We start from the raw sequence: 22,816 nt of genomic DNA on the forward strand, positions 1-22,816 counted from the left end.
AAAATAGCTTAAATTTAAACAACTAAAAAGAGAAGTTTTACAGTAAACACAATAAAACATTAAGTTACAGACGCTATAAATGTTATTTTTTTTGATGTTACCCTATAACTTTATGCTATCTTTTATGTAAAGTTAGATAGTGAAACACAAAAAATGTATCTTTGCATAATGGTTAAAAATGAGGTATTAGCATTGGTAGACAAAGGAGAAATGCTTCCGTTAATGGAAGAATTTTATACCATACAAGGAGAAGGTTTCCATAAAGGAACTGCTGCGTATTTTATACGTGTAGGTGGCTGCGATGTTGGTTGCCATTGGTGTGATGTAAAAGAAAGTTGGAATGCGGCTACGCACCCACCAACAACTATTGATGCCATTGTAAATAACGCAGCAAAATACTCTAACACTATTGTAGTTACAGGCGGCGAGCCATTAACGTGGAATATGGCACCACTTACTGAAGCTTTAAAGGCTAAAAAATTACAAACACATATAGAAACTTCTGGAGCATATACCTTAACTGGTATTTGGGACTGGATTTGCTTATCTCCTAAAAAAAATAAATTACCACAAGGTATTATTTATGATAAAGCAGATGAGTTAAAAATGATAATTTATAATAAAAACGATTTTAAATTTGCCGAAGAACAAGCGGCTAAAGTAAATAAAGATTGTATTTTATATTTACAACCAGAATGGAGTGTTAAAGATAAAATGACTCCGTTAATTGTAGATTTTGTAATGAAAAACCCGCAATGGAAAGTATCCTTACAAACACACAAATATTTAAACATACCATAAAAAAACAAGCTAGTATAAATTTATACTAGCTTGTTTTAATTTTATACCTTTTGTATGCTTAGCTAATGCTGATGAAAAGCTGCCGATACAAATTTTAAAACTTCTGGTAGAGACTCTCTCCAATACGTCCAATTATGCGCACCATCACGAACTCTGTACTCGTGTGGTACTTTCTTTTTCATCATAGAAATATGTACCAAACTATTCCCTTCAAATAAAAAATCATCATCTCCACAGTCTATATACCAACGTACAGATTTAATATCTTCTACCGGAATAGAATCTAACAAAGAAATGGCAGAATGTCTTTTAAAATACTTTCTCATTTCTGCTACAGATTTTTTTTCGCTCTCTGCAAAATCTTTAATTTTTACGGTGTCTTTTGGCAACATACCCACAGAGGCACTGAGCGGACAAGCAGAAGAAAATAACTCTGGTTTATGTAAAGCATACATAAAAGTACCACCACCACCCATAGAGAGTCCAGAAATTGCACGATAGCGTTTTTCTCCTTTAATTCGGTATTTTTTTTCTACATATGGCATTAACTCTTCAAAAAAGAAATCTTCATACCTCCAATCTTCAGTATTAAAATACCCGCGTTTGCCAGTATTAGCATCTGGCATTACAATAATCATTGGTGTTGCTTTGCCTGCCTTAATAGCTTTGTCTGTAATATGTAAAACTTCTCCAAACTGCACCCAACCCGTGTGGTCATCACCAGCACCATGAAGCAAATACAATACAGGATAATCTCTTTTAGATGACTCGTAATCTGGCGGTAGGTAAATTGAAAAGCTACGTTCGCTTTTTAGAATTTTACTTGTAAGTTTTAGGTTATCAAAAACCTTACCTGTTTGTGATTTTACTGCAAAACTAAACAACAAACAAAAGCAAATAGTAGGTATTAATTTTTTCATGGGGCAAAAAACTTTATAGGCTAGTGTCCTTAAATATAAAAAATGTAGCCCAAAACAGGACTACATTCTCTTTAAACCTTTTAATATATTGGTTAAGTTACCACTGTAACCTAACTACTACAATATTAAAACTACTCTTTAATAGCTATAAAAATGGGAACCTCTGCATTTTCTGGGTTACTTGCTGCTTCACCATAAATTTCAAAGTCTGATGTATACAAACGATCTACTTTTGAATTCCAAATTTCTAACCATTTGTTATACACTACGTTTTTAGATAAGTCTCCCTTTGCTATACTTTTTTTATAGGTTGATGCCTTAATAGTATGTGCTACCATACCATTTGGAACCTCATCTATACTAGAAACTTTACATCCTAAAATAGTGTCATAAGGCTTTGTGTAATCGCTCTCATAATTGGTATAAATTGAAAAAATTTCGGAACTTATTTTATTAGGAATTTTATCTAAAATTTGCTCAGACATAAAAGTGTTCCATAATGCAACAATGTCTTTTGCTGCTTGCTCGTTTTCATTTGTAGTACGTACTTTAATACCTATTACATAAAAAGACTCTAGAGTTTCAGTTTTCATAATTCTTATTTTTTATTGATTTTTATCAAAAATAAACCAGATCTATGTCATAGGAGTGTCAGGGGTGTTTTCCCATTTTTTACGAGCCATATCAAAATATTCTTGCAGTGTTAATTTATGAGGATCAAAAGAAGTAGATAACATCACTAATTGCTGAATACAGTCTACCCTAAATGCTCTAAAATCTTTACGTAACCTACAAAAGGCTATTAGTACCCAATTGTCATTATTATGTATAAGCGCAAAAGGCTCTATTGTTCTTTTAGTTTTTACATTCTGAAGCGACAAATAACTTATTTGAAGTAATTTATAGTTGGTTAATGCTATTTGCAACTGCATTAAATGGTTACTTGTTACGTGCTTTTCTAAATTTGTTCTAATATCTAAACGCTCTGTAAGTAAGGACGATTTATCTCTTTGAGAATATTTTAAAACCGATTTTATTTTTTCTACCGCACTGCTATACTTTTCTATAAAAGAAATGTCTTTATTTTTATTTACAATTTGCTCAGCAGTTATTAAAGCATTTGCTTCTTCTTCTGTAAACATTACAGGCGGTAACTTATAACCATCTACCAAAGAATATCCCTTGCCTTCTTCTGTATAAATAGGAATTCCAGATTGCTCTAAAGTACGTATGTCTCTATAAATAGTTCTTATACTAACCTTATACTTTGCTGCCAGCTCTGTAGCTGTCACAATTCTTTTGCTTTGTAACTGCGTAACTATTTCTGTTAGCCTCACCAATCTGGGTTTTCCTTTTTCCATTTATTACTCTTCCTCTTCCTTATCTAATTCTTCCGCATTAAAGTCTTCATTATCACTAATACTCTCTTGTACAATTTCTTCAGCAGCAGGTTTGGTTTCATTAACCTCATCTAAACTTACATCATCATCTAATTCTACTTCTTCTTCTAATTCTGCTTCATACAATTGTACCCACTCTGTCCAAGAGCCATCATAAACAGATGTATCTTTAGTGTCATCTACCAATTTACTTGCTAACAAAATAACACAAGCTGTTAAACCAGAACCACAACTAAAAACTAATGGTTTATCTTCTGCTAAAATTGGCTCTAAAATAACCTCTAATTCTTCTTTAGATTTAAATTTACCATCCTCTAAAACATCTGTAAACGGAAGATTAATAGAGCCTGGTATGCTACCACTAGCTAAATCTTCTCTAGGTTCTGGCTCCGTACCATTAAACCTGCCTGCAGAGCGTGCATCTACAACTAAAGCGGTATTGCTCTCTGTATTTTCTTTAACCATTGAAAAATTTACAACTGCAAACTCTTTTTGGTGTGCAATAAAGTTACCTAAAGGAATTCTTTTTTTAGCAGCCTGTTCTGTTGGTAAATCTTGCGCTACCCACTCTGGCAAACCACCATCTAAAACTGTAACATTATTATGACCAAAGGTGTTAAATAACCACCAAACTCGTGGTGAGGTATAAATACCTAAATTATCATACACCACAATTTTACTATTTTTATTTATTCCTAATTTACGTGCCTCTTCTTGAAACTGTTTAGCGCTAGGTATAGTATTTGGAAAATTACTAGAAGCGTCACTAAAATTAGCTTTTATATTAAACTTACGAGCTCCTTTTATCTGCAAATCTTCTAGGTTAGTACTTAAACCAGATACGTTTGTAGCAGGACTAGCGTCTAAAATTATAATGTTATTTTCTTCTACCAATAAGGCTTGCAGCTCTTTAGCCGAGATAAGGGGTGTTTTCATTATTTTATATTTATGCGGATTAAAATTACCTATTTAAATGGTAGGTTTGAAGCTAACTTATTAACATAAAAAAAACCATTGCACAATATGCAATGGTTTAGTATTATTACTAAAAATTTTTGTTTATTTAGCTTTAAAAATAGCTACTATTTTTATCTATTAGCATTTCTATGACGCTCTCTTGCTAATAAAGTATTCTTTAACAACATAGCAATTGTCATTGGTCCTACACCACCTGGAACAGGTGTTATAAAAGATGCTTTTTTACTTACGTTTTCAAAATCTACGTCACCGGTAATATAGTAACCTTTTGGTTTTGTATCATCTGCTACACGAGTAATACCAACATCTATAACTACAGCATCATCTTTTACCATTTCTGCCTTTAAGAAATTAGGAACTCCTAACGCAGAAATAACAATATCTGCCTGAGAAATAATTTGTGTAATATTTTTTGTAGCACTGTGTGTTAAGGTAACTGTAGAGTTCCCTGGCCAACCTTTACGTCCCATTAAAATACTCATTGGCCTACCAACAATATGACTACGACCAATAACAACGGTATGTTTACCTTTAGTATCTACTTTATAACGCTCTAGCAACTCTAAAATACCAAATGGCGTTGCTGGTATAAACGTACTCATATCCAAAGCCATTTTACCAAAGTTGGTTGGATGAAAACCATCTACATCTTTATCTGGATCTACCGCTAAAAGCACCTTTTGCGTGTCTATTTGTGGTGGCAATGGCAATTGTACAATAAAACCATCTATTTCATCATCTTGGTTAAGTTCTTCAATTTTACGTAGCAATTCTATTTCACTAGTAGTACTTGGCATTTGTACTAAAGTAGACTCAAAACCAACACGCTCACAAGAGCGTACTTTACTACCAACATACGTTAAGCTTGCCCCATCATTACCAACTATAATTGCTGCCAAGTGTGGAACTTTTTCTCCACGCTCTCTCATTTTGGTTACCTCAACGGTAATTTCTTCTTTAATTTGGTTTGATACTTTTTTTCCGTCTAGTAATTCCATTATTAGGTTGTTAGTTTGATGGTTTTATATTGAAACTAATTTTTATTAATTATGGGCGCATACCTTTCATACCACCCATCATTTGCATCATTTTTTTACCGCCACCGCCTTGCATCATCTTCATCATTTTGCTCATCTGGTCAAATTGTTTAAGTAATTGGTTTACTTCTTGTACAGATCTACCACTACCTTTAGCTATTCTTCTTTTACGGCTTGCGTTAAGTAAATTAGGAGTTTCACGTTCTACAGGCGTCATAGAATGTATAATAGCTTCTACATGTTTAAAAGCATCATCATCTATATCCATACCTTTTAATGCTTTACCAGCACCAGGTATCATTCCCATTAAATCTTTTAGGCTACCCATTTTCTTAATTTGCTGAATTTGCTTTAAGAAATCATCGAACCCAAATTTATTTTTTGCAATTTTCTTCTGTATTTTTCGTGCCTCAGCCTCATCAAACTGTTCTTGTGCACGCTCTACTAAAGACACAACATCTCCCATACCTAGGATACGTTCTGCCATACGAGAAGGGTGAAAAACATCTATTGCGTCCATTTTTTCACCAGTACCAATAAACTTAATAGGCTTAGTTACTACAGATTTAATAGATATGGCTGCACCACCACGAGTATCACCATCTAATTTTGTAAGTATAACACCATCAAAATTTAACACATCATTAAAGGCTTTTGCTGTGTTTACAGCATCTTGCCCTGTCATAGAATCTACAACAAATAATGTTTCTTGAGGGTTTATTGCTTTATGTACATTGGCAATCTCTGTCATCATTTCCTCATCTACAGCTAAACGACCAGCTGTATCTATAATAACAACATTATGTCCGTTTGCTTTTGCGTGTGCTATACCAGCTTCTGCAATTGCTACCGGATTTGTATTACCACGGTCTGAGAAAACCTCTACTCCTATTTGGTCACCTACAACGTGTAACTGATCTATAGCCGCAGGACGATAAACATCACAAGCAACCAATAAAGGTTTTTTAGTTTTTTTAGTTTTTAGGTAATTAGCAAGTTTACCAGAAAAGGTTGTTTTACCAGACCCTTGCAAACCAGACATTAATATTACTGATGGTGTACCAGATAGGTTTATACCTTCTGCGTCACCACCCATAAGCTCGGTAAGCTCATCCTTAACCAACTTAACCATTAACTGGCCAGGCTGTAAGGTTGTAAGTACGTTTTGACCTAGTGCTTTTTCTTTTACTCTATTGGTAAATTCTTTTGCTATTTTAAAGTTAACATCGGCGTCTAATAAAGCTCTACGAACTTCTTTTAAAGTTTCTGCAACATTAATTTCTGTTATTTGTCCGTGTCCTTTTAAGACGTGGAACGCTTTATCTAACTTTTCACTTAAATTATTGAACATAAGTCTACTTTTTTCTGGAAATGCAAATTTAATAATTACATTGGGAAGTGTATGGTTTAAGGCAAAAAATATGGCACAAAAAAAGGACAACTTGTAAAAAGTTGTCCTTTTGCATAATTATGATGTGCTAATATTTAGTCACATGCTTTGGTTAAGACAATAATTTCTTCTCCTCTTTCTAATTTAAAAGTATCTGTACCACATTCTATTACATTCCACTCTCCTATGTAGTTTGCTAAAGTCATACTTAAACTATTAAATTGTAAAGTACCACTTTGCAAAGACCAATTACCTTCATCTGCTATTGTATTGTTAGCATCATAAGCGTGAATATTATTGTTAGAAAAATCTATGTATAATTCTTCAAAAAAAGTACCATCTAAGTTTGTGATTTTAAATTTACACTGTCCCAGTAAAGCTTCATTTATATCTGCATCACTACAAGCAGCACCATCCTCACAATTTCTTTGCAATACATTTTGGTACATTACCTCATCTTCATTGTAGATATCTACATACATTTGAGTTTCTGAATATGATCTTATTTTCCATTTTTCAGCAATCAATTCTTGATTGGCATTATAAAAAATAATGATATTACCTTCTAAAGCCCAAGTTGTAAAAGTATCTATAGTAAAAACACTTCCGTTTTCATCTACAAACTTAACCGTTCCGTTTTCTAAAAATTTAACATTGTAAACTCCAATACTAGAACTGCTAGGAACTGTAAACTCCCATTTACATTCTCCTAATATATCACTTAAGTTATCATTTGGATTGTTCCCAGATAACTCACAATATTTTTTTAATATAATTCTATCACTTCCGCCATTGGCAAAAAGTTTAATTTTATCATTGTTTAACTCATAAACAAACCATTCTAAATTAAAATCTACAAGAGTTTCAAACTCTAATTTTAATTCTACTCTTTTACTGTTAACTCCTATATTAGTAGACCAAGCTCCTTCAATATAATTGCCATCATTATCTTTAGTTATTACAGTTCCGTTTTCTTTAAAGTCTACAATAAACTCTAAGTACTGTTCTGTTTGTTCTTGGCTGTCTCTAAAAATTTCTTGTAAAATCATAGGACAGTCTACTAAAAATGCATCTAACCTTTCTTTAGTAAAATCATCGTCATTGTAATCATTATCATCATCCTCATCACACATATCTTTTGCATTTTCCAACACAACAGCTAATTCTGCATTGTTGTTTACAACAACTTTAGTCCCGTCATACTTTTCTAAAGTAATAGGAAAATCTATTCCAACAATATCATTAGCCCCTAAGCCTGCAAAAAACAATCTCATTTGCCTATCACTCTCTACCGTAGTAGTATTTGTAATTTCAAGGTTTGTATTAAAACTGAATAAATCTATTGGGTAAACAAAGTCTATGCACTCAATATCATCATCTTCACCACCTTCTATACACTCTTTAGCTTGGGCAACTAATTCTTCTCTACTATTAATAGTAATTTCTGTGTAGTTTGATAGTGTAATTTTAATTGGATAAATTATTTGTAAGTTGTAATCATTAGAATCTATTTCATCTAATATTTCTTCTATTAATTTTAAATCTGCTACAGAATCTATAGTAATATCTAAGCCATTTACAGTAACATTGTAAGGAAACTGTATGGCAAAACAACTAGCGCCATCAACTATATTGTCATAAGAGCCATCTTTAGAAGATGTTCCTTTAATTAAAGTAGCTGTGGCAGAAGTAGCTTCTATTGATTTACCATCATTGTTATCTGGTAATTCTTCAAACTCTTCTTGACAAGAAGTTAAACTAAATGTTGCTGTAAGTAGGGCAGCAAACATAAATTTTGCAAAAAAGTTTTTCATAATAATTTGGTTTATTTTTTGTTTTTATAGCTCTATAACAACTCAGTTAAAAAATACCCTACCAAAAAAATATCATTTTTTTAAAATACCTTTGGAAAAATAAAAAAACAAGTTTTGAACATAGACAACCACAACAATGTTTGCGAAGAGAAAGTATATAACCACCTCTTTACCACCAACTCTAAAACGGTGTTTAACTATATATATTATAAGTTTGGTAACGAAGAAAAAGCATATGACGCCGTACAAGAGGCTTTTGTAAAACTATGGGAAAATTGTGCTAAAGTTGTACCCACAAAAGCAAAATCTTATGTTTATACTATTGCCAATAATTTATATTTAAATATGATTAAGGCAGATAAAGTACGCTTAAAATATGCACACTTAAACACAGATGTGTCTAATGAAACACCAGAGTTTTTGCTTGAAGAAAAACAGTTTCAAGAAAAATTAGACAGAGCACTGGCAAATTTACCAGAAAACCAGCGTACTACTTTTTTACTTAATAGAATAGATAAAAAGAAATATGCAGAAATTGCAGAGTTAGAAGGTGTAAGTGTAAAAGCAATAGAAAAAAGAATGCATTTAGCACTAAAATCTCTTAGAGAACACATAGATGGCATTTAACACATTGATGCCAAATTATATAGATTGATAAAAAATAAAATATAAAGTAGGGTTTTTTACTTATTGATTGTTATACCTACGTAAAGCAAAAGTTATGCAAGAGAATTACCTAGCCAAATGGCTAAATAACGAGTTAACAGAAGAAGAAATTATTCAGTTTAAAAAAACCGAAGAATACGCATCTTACCAAAAAATTATTACAGCTTCTAGTAAGCTAAAGGCACCAGAATTTGACCAAGAAAAGGCTTTACAGGCTATTAATAAAAAACGCAATACAAATAAACAAACCAAGGTTATTAAATTAAACCCGTTTAAAAAATACATTAGTATTGCCGCTGCTGTTATACTACTATTTGGCTTAGGTTATTTTTATACTACAACTTTAGAACAAACAGTTAGTACAGATTATGCACAAAATAACGAACTTATTTTACCTGATAACTCTGAAGTTATACTAAACGCAGAGTCTAAAATTGCGTACAATAAAAATAAGTGGGACCAAAAAAGAGATGTATCTTTAGAAGGCGAAGCTTTTTTTAAAGTTGCAAAAGGAGAAAAATTTACAGTAACTACAAACCAAGGTGTAATTAGTGTTTTGGGCACGCAATTTAATGTAGAAACTAGAGCAAACTTTTTTGAGGTTACTTGCTATGAGGGGCTTGTAAATGTAAACTACAATGGTAAAGACTACAAGGTTCCTGGTGGCACATCTTTTATGGTTATTAACGGTAATGTTGCACCGCTTAGTCACGTAAAAACACTGGTACCGTCTTGGACTTTAAATGAAAGCACTTTTAAAAGCATACCTTTAGAGTTTGTTTTTAATGAATTACAAAGACAATTTAATTTAACTGTAAACACAAAAAATGTAAACACAAAACAACTTTATACAGGCTCTTTTAACAACAAGGATTTAGATCTTGCGTTAAAGAGTATTAGTATACCTTCTAAAATTAGTTATACATTAGAGGAGAATAAGGTGTTGTTTTATGCTGAAAAATAAGTATTTAAAAGTTATTTTTTATTGCTTTTTTTTTGCCATTAGTTGTGTAGCTAATGCGCAAGAAAGCAGTAGTACGCTACCTTTAACAACTTACTTACAACAGTTAGAGGAGCAATTTAATATTAGAATATCTTTTGCTAATAAAGACACAGATACATTAACAATTACACCAAGCACAGATAATAACTTAGAAAGTATTTTAAATTATATAGCTAAAAAAACTTCCTTAACTTTAACTAAATTAAGTCAACGGTATTATGCTTTTTCTAAAGAGAATACCATAAGTATACACGCAAAATTTTTAGATAATTTTGAGCAAAACACTATAAATGGTGCTACCATAGAAGTTTTAGAACAAAATATTGCTACAGTTACAGACTCTACCGGGTACTTTACATTAAACAATATACCCAAAGATGCTATAATTAAAGTACGTTTTATTGGGTACAAGACTATGCATTTTAATGCTACAGAACTTAATAAAAATAAACCAGTAAATACCTTTTTACTTAAACAACATTATGTACAATTAAAAGAGGTAGTAATTTCTAAGTTTTTAACTACTGGTTTACGTAAATCTAAAGACGGTAGTGTAATTTTAAATACTTCAGATTTTGGAATATTACCTGGACTTATAGAGCCAGATGTACTACAAACAGTACAAGCATTACCCGGAATTAAAAGTAGCAATGAAACTGTGTCTGATATTAATGTGCGTGGTGGTACTAACGACCAAAACCTTGTGCTTTGGGAAGACATAAAAATGTACCAGTCTGGGCATTTTTTTGGGTTAATATCTGCTTTTAACCCTTACCTAACCAATAGCGTAACAATAACTAAAAACGGCACCAGTCCGCAATATGGAGACGGTATTAGTAGTGTTATAGATATGCGAACCAACAACAATGTAAACGATTCTTTTTTTGGCGCAGGTTTTAACATGATTAGTGCAGACGCATACACACAAGTACCTATTACTAACAAAGGAGCTTTACAGTTTTCTGCCAGAAGATCTATAACAGATTTTTTAAACTCGCCAACCTACAACAGGTATTTTGATAAGACTTTTCAAGACAGTGATATAGAAAATAATGACCGAGATACAGAAATTACAAGAAGAGAAGATTTCTATTTTTATGATTTTACAGCAAAGGCCCTATATGATATCACTAATAAACATAAATTGCGCTTTAGCTTTATTTATATGAACAACGTTTTAAATTATGAAGAGACTAACGCAAATAACGAAAGTAACTTTAGCAATTTAGATCAAAAAAACACCTCTTTTGGTGGTAGCTTAGAAAGTAAGTGGACCAATAAATTTTCAACCAAAATAAATGCCTACCGCACCTCTTACAATTTAAATGCTAATGAAGTAGCAAACAATCAAGAGCAACAATTACAGCAAACTAATAAGGTTTTAGAAAACGGGTTAAAAGTAAATACTAAATACCAGCTAACAGATAATATAAAGCTAATAAATGGCTATCAACTTATAGAAACAGGTATTATTAATTTTACCAATGTAACACAACCTCCTTATAAAAAAAACATAAAAGGTGTAATTAGAGCTCACTCTATTTTTTCTGAAATTGACTACCAAACTATTAAGCTAAAAGCAAGAGCTGGGGCTCGTGTAAATTACATTGAAAATATTAATACTTTTAAACGTTGGATAGTAGAGCCTCGTTTAAACATAAACTACAATGTTGCCACAAATTTTAACGCATCTCTGTTAGGAGAATTTAAAAGTCAGACCACCAACCAAATTATAGATTTAGAACAAAACTTTTTAGGTGTAGAGAAAAGAAGGTGGATTTTAGCTGATGAAGATGAGTTACCTATAACCACAAGCAAACAATTATCTGTTGGGTTTAATTATGAAAAAAATAGCATTTATATTGGTATTGAAGGCTTTTATAAAAATGTAAAAGGAATAAGCACACTTACACAGGGGTTCCAAAACCAAGATCAATTTAATGGCGAAATAGGAAAATACAACATTAAAGGCATTGAGTTTTTAATTAACAAAAAAAACAATAATTATAGTACCTGGTTAAGCTACACATACAACTTAAACAATTATGTTTTTAAAGATATTACACCAAATACATTTCCTAATAATTTAGACATTAGACACACTATTACTTTTGCCGCAAATTACAATTACAAAAATTTTAAAATTGGTGTTGGCGTAAATTACAACTCTGGAAAACCGTATACAGAACCAGAAGAAGGCAATAATGCGTTAGATTTATTTAGTTTTCCTGCAAAAATAAATTACAAAGATCCAAACAGTAGTAGATTGCCAAATTATGTTAGAGCAGACATATCTGCACTCTACAACTTTAAAATAAGCAAAAAATATAAAGCCACATTGGGCACATCTATACTAAACATATTAAACAAAGAAAATATATTAAATAGATATTACAGAGTTACTAATGACAACGAAATTGAAACTGTAGAAAGTGTATCATTAGGTATAACACCAAATGCAAGTTTTAGAATAAATTTTTAAAGTTTGTTATGAAAACTAAACTCTTCAAAGTTTAGCATACGCGTAATTATTTTATACAACTCCGGAAAAGTGGCTACAAAATCTGATGGAGTCTCTACGTAATTTTCCAAGGCAACAGCAAAAAATTCATGAATATTTGTAGTTGCATAAGGTCTAAAATAATGAGTACTTTCTACTCGTTTTAAAAATTCCTTATCATGCAGCAATTTTTCCATTTTTGCTAATCCGTTTCTAAACTTAACAGCTGTGTATTTTAAATCTTTTTTAAAGTGAAAAGCTAATGCGTGGGCAAACTCATGCACTCCTAAATTTAGGTTATCTGTAGCATTTTCAAAACCACTTAATACGTGTTCGGCAGAAAAAACCAATGTTTTTAATTGCGGATTATACTCTCCTAAATGATTTTGTTTTGTAATTGTAGAAAAGTATGCAGAAGGGTAAATAAGTATTTTTTTTATTGTAGATATTCTATAATCTTTAAAACCTAACATTAAAAAAGCTGCCGTTGCAGACAATAGCAGCTTTATTTCTTCATCCTTAGAACTTTGTTCTGAAAATATAAATGTTTTATTAGCTCTAAATCTAGATACTCTGTTTTTAAACTTTTGTTTGTGCTTAGAAGACAACAAAGAATACGCAGGCAAATTTTTAATTATTAAATGTTCATCTGCTGCAGATAGCTTAATATTCTCTTTAGAAGGAGTAAAAAAGTATAAATCTGCTATATAGTAAAGAATATAAATAAAGTAGCCTAAAATTGCTAGTAAAGCAGTAATACCAAAAATACTAACCCCTAAATCATCACCCATTAAATTTGTTTATAAAAATTACATACGGTTTGGAACCTCTATACCTAATAAAGTAAACGCAGACTTAATTACTTCTCCTACTTTTTTAGACAATTGTACTCTAAATATTTTCTTTTGCAAGTCTTCTTCTGGCAAAATTGGCACATTCTGGTAAAAAGAGTTAAATTCCTTAACCAAGTCGTACGTATAATTTGCTACTAAAGCAGGACTATAGTTTTGAGCTGCATTTTGTACCACAGAAGGAAAAACTTGTATTTGCTTTAAAAGCTCCTTTTCTTTTTCATGTAAATCATTAGCAGTTACAGAAGCCGTATAATCAAAATTTGATTTTCTTAAGATAGACTGTATTCTGGCATATGTATATTGTATAAACGGCCCTGTGTTACCTTGGAACTCCACAGATTCTTCAGGGTTAAATAAAATACGTTTTTTAGGGTCTACTTTTAGTATGTAATATTTTAAAGCTCCCAAACCAATTATTCTATAAAGCTCTTCTTTTTCTTTATCTGTATACCCGTCTAATTTACCTAATTCTTCAGAAATACTAGCTGCTGTAGCTGTCATATCTTTCATTAAATCATCTGCATCTACAACAGTGCCTTCTCTACTCTTCATTTTTCCGCTAGGTAAATCTACCATACCATAACTTAAATGGTACAATTGTTCTGCCCATGAAAAACCTAATTTTTTAAGTATTAAAAATAGCACGTTAAAATGGTAATCTTGCTCATTACCAACAGTATAAACCATACCATTTACATCTGGATAATCTTTTGTACGTTGTATGGCTGTACCTATATCTTGGGTCATATAAACCGCAGTACCATCGGCACGTAATACAATTTTTTCATCTAAACCTTCATCAGACAAATCTATCCAAACACTACCATCTTCTTTTCTGTAAAAAACACCTTTTTCTAAACCTTCATCTACAATATCTTTTCCTAAAAGGTAGGTATCACTCTCGTAATAATAGGTGTCAAAATCTACACCTAAATTTTTATACGTTACCTCAAAGCCATTATAAACCCATTGGTTCATTGTTTTCCACAAGGCAACAACTTCTTTATCACCTGCTTCCCATTTACGTAGCATTTCTTGTGCTTCTAATAAAATAGGTGCTTGTTTTTCTGCCTCTTTAGCATCTGTACCTTTAGCTACTAATTCTGCTATTTGTGCTTTATACTCTTTATCAAACCTAACGTAGTAATTACCAACTAATTTATCGCCTTTAATACCTGTACTTTCTGGAGTTTCTCCGTTACCAAAAAGTTTCCAGGCTAACATACTTTTACAAATATGTATACCACGATCGTTAATAATTTGAGTTTTATATACTTTTTTACCAGATGCTTTTAAAATCTCTGCAACAGAGTAACCTAATAAATTGTTTCTAATATGTCCTAAATGTAGTGGTTTATTAGTATTAGGAGAAGAGTACTCTACCATAACAGCATCTTCAGATTCTGTTACAAACCCATAATTTTCTGTGTTTTTAATACCATTAAAAAAGTTTACATAAAAAGCATCGCTAATTACAATATTTAAAAAACCTTTAACAACATTAAAATTTTCTACTTCGGCTACATTATCTTTTAAATACACACCTATTTGCTCTCCAATTTGTGCAGGGTTACCTTTAACAAAGCGCAAAATAGGAAAAACAACCACAGTTATATCGCCTTCAAAATCTTTTCTTGTTGGCTGAAATTCTACTGTTGGCAGCTCTATTTTATAAATAGCTAAAACTGCTTCTTTTACCTTTTGCGTTAACACTTCTTGGATATTCATTATAAATTGTATTTAAGCCTGTAAAATTACGGCTTTTATCTTTTTTTTAAAGATAGATTTTAGTTTGTTTTTGGTAAAAATACTTCTGCCATCATACATCTTGCGCTACCACCACCACAAGTTTCTATAGTTTCTAAAGAACTGTGTATAATTTCTGATGTTTTTTCTATGATAGAAATTTGAGCTTTTGTTAAGCTATTATATGCTGCAGAGCTCATTACCAAATAACGTTTATTGTCTTTACCTAAAACCTGAAGCATATTACCTGCAAAGGAATGCATTTGTTTTTCTGTAATAGCAATTACCTCTTTACCATCTTCTTTTAAATGTTTAACTACATTTTTACGCTCTTTTTTATCGTCTATAGTATCTAAACAAATTACAGAAAAATCTTCTGCCAGGCACATCATTACATTGGTATGGTAAATAGGCAAGCGTTTACCATTTACTGTTTGGTTTGCAGTAAAAACAACTGGTGTATACTCAAAATCTTCACAAAACTCTATAAATAAATCTTCATCTGCTCTTACAGATAATGCACAGTATGCTTTTTTATTTACCCTATCTAATAAAATACTACCTGTGCCTTCTAAATATAACTTTTCTTCCTCTGCACTAGTGTAATCTATAGTGTGGTCTATATTAAATCCCTTTTCTTCTAAAATATCTAAAATATCTTCTCTACGTTCATTTCTTCTGTTTTCTGCAAACATAGGATACAAACCAACAGTACCGTTGCTATGAAAAGATATCCAATTGTTAGGGAAAATAGAATCTGGTGTATCTGGTTGCTTTGTATCATTTACAACAACAACATTTACTCCTTTTGCCTGTAAAGCATTCACAAAAGCATCAAACTCTTCTTGAGCTTTTGCATTTATTTCTGCATTTTTAATGTCAAGATCTTCTTGAAAATAATTATTTACAGCTGTTTGTTCGTTTTTACGAAAACCAACTGGTCTAATCATTAAAATTGTATTTGTAACCTGCATAGTACTATTATTTATATTATTCTCTTAAAAGTGGTAAAGTACTGCAACGCAATAACCCTTCTTGTTTAGATATTTCTGCATACGGAATTTCTTCAACCGTAAATCCTTGCTCTCTTAACCAATTATTTAATCTTGTAAAGTTCTTTTCTGATACAATTACTTCCTCTGATATAGAAAATACATTACTAAACATTTGATACATTTCATCACTAGTAATTTCAAAAATATTTTCTTTTCCAAAAAAGTTAACTAACCATTGATATTCTTCTTCTACTAAAAAACCGTTTTTATGAAGTATTGCCTTATTTTTTCCTAATGGTTGAAAACAACAATCTAAATGCAATGCATTTTCTTTTGCGTTTGTAGATTTGCGCAACTCAAAAGATTTCACTTTTTTATTAGGAAAAAGTTTAGTAATCTGTTCTACTGCTAGCTTATTTGTTCTGGCAGTTATGTGGTGCGAGTAATTTTCTGCTGTATAAGTACCAATAAAAATATGATTGTTCCATGGCATAACATCACCACCTTCTATATGTGCTTCCTCAGGAAGCTCTACAACCTTTTCTGGGTTAATTTGATCTACAATGTGTTGTATAGCCAAATACTCCTCTTCCCTGTCTGGTAATATATTGGCTCTAAAAAAAACATCGTCTATAACAAAAGCAATATCTCTAGAAAAAATCTGGTTACAATCTTTAAGTAGTTTAGGCCTTAATACTTCTACATTGTATTTTTTAAGAACAGCCTCAAAAGCATTCATTTCTGCTATCATATCTTCTTCCTTTGGATATGTACCTGCTAAAATATGCTCTAAAGACTTAGGATCATAAGCTTCCTCTGCTGTTGGAGTTGGCCCGCAACTTTGTGCTGTACCTAATACAACAGTTTTTAACCTAGAAGTTTCGTTTTTCACATTTATTTGACGCATAAACTAATTTTTATGCAAATATGAAACGAATTTTTCTAAATAAAAATAAGAATCCCTAAAATAATAAAAGCCTTTTTGAATTAACAAAAAGGCTTTTATTTATTGTATATATTGTAATAGACTATCTTTTGTTTACATCTACAAAAGATCTATGATTTTCACCAACATAAACCTGTCTTGGTCTACCAATTGGCTCATTATTTAATCTCATTTCTCTCCATTGAGCAATCCAGCCTGGTAATCTACCTAAAGCAAACATTACTGTAAACATTTCTGTAGGTATACCTAAAGCTCTGTAAATAATTCCTGAGTAGAAATCTACATTAGGGTATAATTTACGGTCTACAAAGTAAGGATCTTCTAAAGCTTCTTTTTCTAATCCTTTAGCAATATCTAAAATTGGATCATCAATACCTAAATCATTTAAAACTTCATCTGCTGCTACTTTAATAATCTTAGCTCTAGGGTCAAAGTTTTTATAAACTCTGTGTCCAAAGCCCATTAACCTAAACGGATCATTTTTATCTTTAGCTTTAGCCATATATTTTTTAGTGTCTCCACCATCTGCTTCAATAGCTTCTAACATTTCTAATACAGCTTGGTTAGCACCACCGTGTAATGGTCCCCAAAGAGCAGAAATACCTGCAGATAATGACGCAAATAAGCCTGCGTGAGAAGAACCTACAATTCTTACAGTAGATGTAGAACAGTTTTGCTCGTGATCTGCGTGTAAAATTAATAGCTTGTCTAATGCATCTATAACAATTTTATTAGACTTGTAATCTTCACTAGGTCTTTTAAACATCATTTTATGAATGTTTTCTACATAACCTAAAGAATCATCTCCATAATCTAACGGAAGACCTTTTTTCTTTCTTAATGTCCAAGCAACTAAAACAGGGAATTTAGCTAAAATTCTTACTATTGCGTGGTACATATCATTTTCTGAAGTAACATTTACAGAAGATGGGTTAAATGCTATTAAAGCACTTGTTAAAGATGATAACACGCCCATTGGGTGTGCAGACTTTGGAAAGCCATCTAAAATCTTTTTCATCTCCTCATCTACGTGAGACTCCTTTTTTATATCTGAATGAAATTTAGCTAACTGATCTGTGTTAGGTAATTCTCCAAAAATTAATAAATAAGCTACCTCTAAAAAGTCTGCTTTTTCAGCTAACTCTTCAATAGAATACCCACGGTACCTTAAAATACCTTTTTCACCATCTAAAAATGTAATAGCACTTTCACAAGAGCCTGTATTTTTATATCCTGGATCTATTGTAGTTAAACCGGTTGCAGAACGTAATGTTTTAATATCTATGGCCTGTTCTTTCTCTGTGCCTTCTACTATTGGAAAATCATATTTATTTCCCTTAAATTCTAAAGTAACTTTATCTGACATTGGTATAATTTACTAATATTATTAATCGAACTGTAAATTTAAGAAAAAGACAAGAGTTTATCAATTAGTTGCAGCTATTTATACATTTAATAACATATATTATTTAAAAAATATATAATGTAAATTAAGATACTATAAAAACAACCTAAAAAGTTACTTATATTATATTAATTTAACAAAAACAAGAAAGCCGCTCTCAAAAAGAGCGGCTTTTTATTATATAACTTTAAAGTTAAGTTATTTTATTTTAAATGCATCCATTTGTGGGTAATATGCAACAGTACCTAATTCTTCTTCTATACGTAATAATTGATTGTATTTTGCCATACGATCTGATCTAGAGGCAGAACCTGTTTTAATTTGACCTGTATTTAATGCAACCGCTAAATCTGCAATTGTATTATCTTCAGTTTCTCCAGAACGGTGAGACATTACAGATGTATAGCCTGCATTTTTAGCCATTGTTACAGCTGCAATTGTTTCTGTAAGTGTTCCTATTTGGTTTACTTTAATTAAAATAGAGTTTGCAATGTTATTTTTAATACCCTTAGACAAGCGCTCTACGTTTGTAACAAACAAATCATCACCAACCAACTGTACTTTATCTCCAACTTTTTCTGTTAAAGACTTCCAGCCATCCCAGTCATTCTCATCCATACCATCTTCTATAGAAATTATTGGATATTTAGCAGACAAATCTGCTAAGTATTGTGCTTGCTCTTCAGATGTTCTTACTACACCTTTATCTCCTTCAAACTTGGTATAATCATACTTACCATCCACAAAAAATTCTGCAGCAGCACAATCTAAAGCAATCATAATTTCATCACCCAATTTATAGCCAGCATTAGAAACAGCCTTAGCAATTGTATCTAAAGCATCTTCTGTACCACCTGCTAAATTTGGAGCAAAACCACCTTCATCACCAACTGCTGTACTTAATCCTCTATCATGTAAAACTTTCTTTAAATGATGAAAAATTTCTGTACCCATTTGCATTGCATGCGTAAAGTTTTTTGCTTTAACGGGCATTACCATAAATTCTTGAAAAGCAATAGGTGCATCTGAGTGAGAACCTCCATTTATAATATTCATCATTGGTACTGGTAAAGTATTTGCACTTACACCACCAACATATCTATATAAAGGCATACCCATTTCATTAGCAGCAGCTTTTGCAACAGCCAAAGAAACACCTAAAATAGCATTAGCTCCTAATTTAGATTTGTTTGGAGTACCATCTAAATCTATCATTGTTTGGTCTATTAAGTTTTGCTCAAAAACAGACATTCCAACAATTTCTTCTGCAATAGTAGTGTTTACATTAGCAACGGCATTAGAAACACCTTTACCCATAAAAATATCTCCACCATCTCTAAGCTCTACTGCTTCATGTTCTCCTGTAGAAGCTCCAGAAGGAACTGCGGCTCTACCTAAAACGCCATTTTCTGTATAAACATCTACTTCTACTGTAGGGTTACCTCTTGAATCTAATATTTGCCTTGCATGCACATTTATGATAATACTCATAGAATTTTTTATTTTTTAGGTTGATATAATCTAGTTGTAAAGATACAAAAGTGTAGCATTAACAGTGTTCTTTACGCTATAACTATATCAATAATTAACTATAATTTAAACGAAAACGATATCGTATTATTTAGTTCTGACTGTTTTTTATTAATTCAAAAAAATTATCAAACAAATAATTAGAATCATTTGGTCCTGGGCTAGCTTCTGGATGATATTGAACAGAAAAAACATTCTTATTTTTCATTTTAATACCTGCTACGGTATTATCATTTAAATGTTTGTGTGTAATTTCTAATTCAGCGTTAGCCTCTGTTTCTTCTCTATTAATAGCAAATCCGTGATTTTGAGATGTAATTTCTCCTTTACCTGTTGTTATATTCATTACAGGGTGGTTAATACCCCTATGACCATTATGCATTTTATAAGTAGAAACACCATTAGCCAAAGCAATAACTTGGTGCCCCAAACATATACCAAATAATGGGTTATTATTTGCTATAATATCTTTAGCTGTTTGTATAGCGTCTGTTAGTGGTTCTGGATCACCTGGCCCATTAGATATAAAATAACCATCAGGATTAAAAGAACTTAACTCATTATAAGATGCATTGTATGGATATACCTTAATGTATGCATCTCTTTTAGCTAGATTACGAAGTATATTTTTCTTTATTCCTATATCTAAAGCTGCAATTTTATATTTAGCATTTTCGTCTCCATAAAAATAAGGCTCTTTAGTAGATACTTTAGAAGAAAGTTCTAAACCTTCCATACTAGGAACATTTGCCAATTGCTCTTTTAAACTTTCTATATTATCTACATCTGTAGAAATTACAGCATTCATTGCACCATTATCTCTAATATAACTAACTAAAGCTCTTGTATCTACATCAGAAATAGCAAAAAGGTTACTGTTATTTAAAAATTCTTGCAAACTAGCATTTGCATTAACTCTAGAATAATCATAACTAAAATTTTTACAAACAAGACCTGAGATTTTCACAGAGTTAGACTCTACTTCTTCTTCGTTTGTACCATAATTACCAATGTGTGCATTAGTAGTTACCATTATTTGTCCAAAATAAGATGGATCTGTAAAAATTTCTTGGTACCCTGTCATACCAGTATTAAAACAAACCTCACCAAATGCAGTACCTTCTGCATCACCAACAGCTTTTCCGTGAAAAATTGTACCGTCTGCTAATAAAATTAGCGCTTTTTTTCTTGCTTGATATTTCACCCTATAAAAATTTAATCCTTATTATTTTTACTTTACAAATTTAACATAAAAAAAAGGATAGACTATAAGCCTATCCTTTTTTGAATATTTAAAAATAAAATCATTATTTTATTCTTCTGAATCATCTGATTTTGTTTCTGCTACAGGCGCTACAGCCTTTTTGCTTCTACCTCTTCTAGATTTTTTCTTCTCTTTTGGTTTTCCAGCGTTGTAAACTTCATTAAAATCTACTAACTCTATTAAAGCCATATCAGCATTATCACCTAACCTGTTACCAAGTTTAATAATCCTTGTGTAACCACCTGGTCTGTCTCCTACTTTAGAAGAAACCTCACCAAATAAAGTTGTTACTGCATACTTATCTCTTAAGCTTTTAAAAACTATACGTCTGTTGTGAGTTCCTTTCTCAACAGATTTATTGTTTTCTGCCTTTGATTTAGTAATTAAAGGCTCTACAAATTGTTTTAAAGCTTTAGCTTTAGCAACAGTAGTGTTAATTCTTTTGTGCTCAATTAAAGAACAAGCCATATTTGCTAACATAGCTTTTCTATGCGCTGCTTTTCTTCCTAAATGATTAACTTTTTTACCGTGTCTCATTGTATTATCTTATATATCTCCTTTAATGGAAATAAAATTAATCTTTATCCAATTTATATTTTGACAAGTCCATTCCAAAACTTAATCCTTTATTAATCACTAACTCTTCTAATTCAGTTAATGATTTTTTACCGAAGTTTCTAAACTTCATAAGATCATTTTTGTTAAATGAAACTAAGTCTCCTAATGTATCTACTTCTGCTGCTTTTAAACAATTTAGTGCACGAACTGATAAATCCATATCTACTAATTTAGTTTTTAGCAACTGACGCATATGTAATGATTCCTCATCATAAGTCTCAGTCTGAGCTATTTCATCTGCTTCTAGAGTAATACGCTCATCAGAGAATAACATGAAGTGATGAATTAAAACCTTTGCAGCTTCAGTTAAAGCATCTTTAGGATTTATTGATCCATCGCTACTGATTTCAAAAACTAGTTTTTCATAATCAGTTTTTTGTTCTACACGATAGTTCTCAATACTATATTTTACGTTTTTAATAGGCGTAAAAATAGAATCAATTGGAATAGTTCCTATAGCAGCACCAGGCTTTTTATTCTCTTCTGCTGGTACGTATCCTCTTCCTTTTTCAATAACAATTTCCATATTGATGCTTACTTTAGCATCCATATTACAAATTACTAAATCAGGATTTAATACTTGGTACCCAGAAATAAATTTCTGAAAATCACCCGCAGTTAACTGATTTTTACCACTTACAGAAATTGAAACTGTTTCAGCTTCAACATCTTCTATTTGTCTCTTAAAACGAACTTGTTTTAAGTTTAAAATCATTTCTGTAACGTCTTCAACAACACCAGGAATAACAGAGAACTCATGTTCTACTTTGTCCATTCTCACAGAAGTAATTGCAAAACCTTCTAATGCAGAAAGTAATACTCTTCTTAATGCGTTTCCAACAGTCAATCCATAACCAGGCTCTAAAGGACGAAATTCAAATTTCCCTTCAAAATCTGTAGAATCGATCATTATAACTTTATCGGGCTTCTGAAAATTTAATAATGCCAT

The 22,816-nt window shown here is 31.6% G+C and carries 20 protein-coding genes; 4 read left to right on the top strand and 16 right to left on the bottom strand.

The window, feature by feature from the left end:
- Positions 1–153: 153 nt before the first annotated feature.
- Entirely contained in the window at positions 154–801 is a 648-nt protein-coding gene (locus tag JM80_RS15875) for a 7-carboxy-7-deazaguanine synthase QueE (RefSeq protein WP_232228747.1), read from the top strand.
- 62 nt (positions 802–863) lie between these two features.
- On the opposite strand, the gene JM80_RS15880 is transcribed toward JM80_RS15875, so the two are convergent.
- The 7 genes from JM80_RS15880 to JM80_RS15910 form a co-directional block, all read right to left on the bottom strand.
- Positions 864–1,721, bottom strand: a complete 858-nt coding sequence (locus tag JM80_RS15880) for an esterase family protein (protein WP_144711043.1) — start codon at positions 1,719–1,721, stop codon at positions 864–866.
- A gap of 131 nt (positions 1,722–1,852) precedes the next feature.
- The gene (locus JM80_RS15885; protein WP_013621754.1) at positions 1,853–2,314 is read right to left on the bottom strand and encodes a GyrI-like domain-containing protein; all 462 of its coding nucleotides are present in this window, start codon (positions 2,312–2,314) and stop codon (positions 1,853–1,855) included.
- A 42-nt stretch (positions 2,315–2,356) separates the two neighbouring features.
- Entirely contained in the window at positions 2,357–3,082 is a 726-nt protein-coding gene (locus JM80_RS15890; protein WP_144711045.1) for a YafY family protein, read from the bottom strand.
- A gap of 3 nt (positions 3,083–3,085) precedes the next feature.
- Entirely contained in the window at positions 3,086–4,057 is a 972-nt protein-coding gene (locus JM80_RS15895; protein WP_144711047.1) for a sulfurtransferase, read from the bottom strand.
- Between the two features lie 152 nt (positions 4,058–4,209).
- Complete coding sequence (locus tag JM80_RS15900) at positions 4,210–5,097, bottom strand: bifunctional 5,10-methylenetetrahydrofolate dehydrogenase/5,10-methenyltetrahydrofolate cyclohydrolase (protein ID WP_013621751.1); 888 nt, start codon at positions 5,095–5,097, stop codon at positions 4,210–4,212.
- Positions 5,098–5,146: 49 nt separating this feature from the next.
- The gene (gene ffh / locus JM80_RS15905; protein WP_013621750.1) at positions 5,147–6,487 is read right to left on the bottom strand and encodes a signal recognition particle protein; all 1,341 of its coding nucleotides are present in this window, start codon (positions 6,485–6,487) and stop codon (positions 5,147–5,149) included.
- 134 nt (positions 6,488–6,621) lie between these two features.
- Complete coding sequence (locus JM80_RS15910; protein ID WP_144711049.1) at positions 6,622–8,340, bottom strand: hypothetical protein; 1,719 nt, start codon at positions 8,338–8,340, stop codon at positions 6,622–6,624.
- A gap of 114 nt (positions 8,341–8,454) precedes the next feature.
- Between JM80_RS15910 and JM80_RS15915 the strand changes: the two genes are divergently transcribed.
- The 3 genes from JM80_RS15915 (at position 8,455) to JM80_RS15925 (ending at position 12,491) form a co-directional block, all read left to right on the top strand.
- Entirely contained in the window at positions 8,455–8,967 is a 513-nt protein-coding gene (locus JM80_RS15915) for an RNA polymerase sigma factor (protein ID WP_013621748.1), read from the top strand.
- Between the two features lie 94 nt (positions 8,968–9,061).
- Complete coding sequence (locus JM80_RS15920) at positions 9,062–9,970, top strand: FecR family protein (protein ID WP_144711051.1); 909 nt, start codon at positions 9,062–9,064, stop codon at positions 9,968–9,970.
- Positions 9,957–12,491 carry a carboxypeptidase-like regulatory domain-containing protein gene (locus tag JM80_RS15925; protein WP_013621746.1) on the top strand — a complete coding sequence of 845 codons (2,535 nt, stop codon included), beginning with the start codon at positions 9,957–9,959 and terminating at the stop codon, positions 12,489–12,491. The genes JM80_RS15920 and JM80_RS15925 overlap by 14 nt, the downstream gene beginning before the upstream one ends.
- On the opposite strand, the gene JM80_RS15930 is transcribed toward JM80_RS15925, so the two are convergent.
- The 9 genes from JM80_RS15930 to JM80_RS15970 form a co-directional block, all read right to left on the bottom strand.
- Positions 12,488–13,300, bottom strand: a complete 813-nt coding sequence (locus JM80_RS15930) for a zinc-dependent peptidase (protein WP_144711053.1) — start codon at positions 13,298–13,300, stop codon at positions 12,488–12,490. The two genes, JM80_RS15925 and JM80_RS15930, sit on opposite strands and share 4 nt — an antisense overlap.
- Positions 13,301–13,318: 18 nt before the next feature.
- The gene (gene argS, locus JM80_RS15935) at positions 13,319–15,091 is read right to left on the bottom strand and encodes an arginine--tRNA ligase (protein WP_144711055.1); all 1,773 of its coding nucleotides are present in this window, start codon (positions 15,089–15,091) and stop codon (positions 13,319–13,321) included.
- A gap of 59 nt (positions 15,092–15,150) precedes the next feature.
- Positions 15,151–16,083, bottom strand: a complete 933-nt coding sequence (gene ctlX, locus JM80_RS15940; RefSeq protein WP_013621743.1) for a citrulline utilization hydrolase CtlX — start codon at positions 16,081–16,083, stop codon at positions 15,151–15,153.
- A 16-nt stretch (positions 16,084–16,099) separates the two neighbouring features.
- Positions 16,100–17,011: a dimethylarginine dimethylaminohydrolase family protein gene (locus tag JM80_RS15945; RefSeq protein ID WP_144711057.1), complete on the bottom strand. Its 912-nt coding sequence runs from the start codon at positions 17,009–17,011 to the stop codon at positions 16,100–16,102.
- A gap of 121 nt (positions 17,012–17,132) precedes the next feature.
- Positions 17,133–18,416 carry a citrate synthase gene (locus JM80_RS15950; RefSeq protein ID WP_013621741.1) on the bottom strand — a complete coding sequence of 428 codons (1,284 nt, stop codon included), beginning with the start codon at positions 18,414–18,416 and terminating at the stop codon, positions 17,133–17,135.
- 237 nt (positions 18,417–18,653) lie between these two features.
- Positions 18,654–19,946, bottom strand: coding sequence for a phosphopyruvate hydratase (gene eno, locus JM80_RS15955; RefSeq protein WP_013621740.1), 1,293 nt, complete (start codon positions 19,944–19,946; stop codon positions 18,654–18,656).
- A gap of 130 nt (positions 19,947–20,076) precedes the next feature.
- Positions 20,077–21,189 (bottom strand): glutamine-hydrolyzing carbamoyl-phosphate synthase small subunit, encoded by a 1,113-nt coding sequence (gene carA, locus JM80_RS15960; protein WP_144711059.1) that lies wholly within the window; start codon positions 21,187–21,189, stop codon positions 20,077–20,079.
- A 108-nt stretch (positions 21,190–21,297) separates the two neighbouring features.
- Positions 21,298–21,786, bottom strand: coding sequence for a 50S ribosomal protein L17 (rplQ, locus tag JM80_RS15965; protein WP_013621738.1), 489 nt, complete (start codon positions 21,784–21,786; stop codon positions 21,298–21,300).
- Between the two features lie 37 nt (positions 21,787–21,823).
- Entirely contained in the window at positions 21,824–22,816 is a 993-nt protein-coding gene (locus JM80_RS15970; protein WP_013621737.1) for a DNA-directed RNA polymerase subunit alpha, read from the bottom strand.

The organism is Cellulophaga sp. RHA_52 (genome assembly GCF_007827205.1).
GTDB lineage: Bacteria > Bacteroidota > Bacteroidia > Flavobacteriales > Flavobacteriaceae > Cellulophaga > Cellulophaga lytica.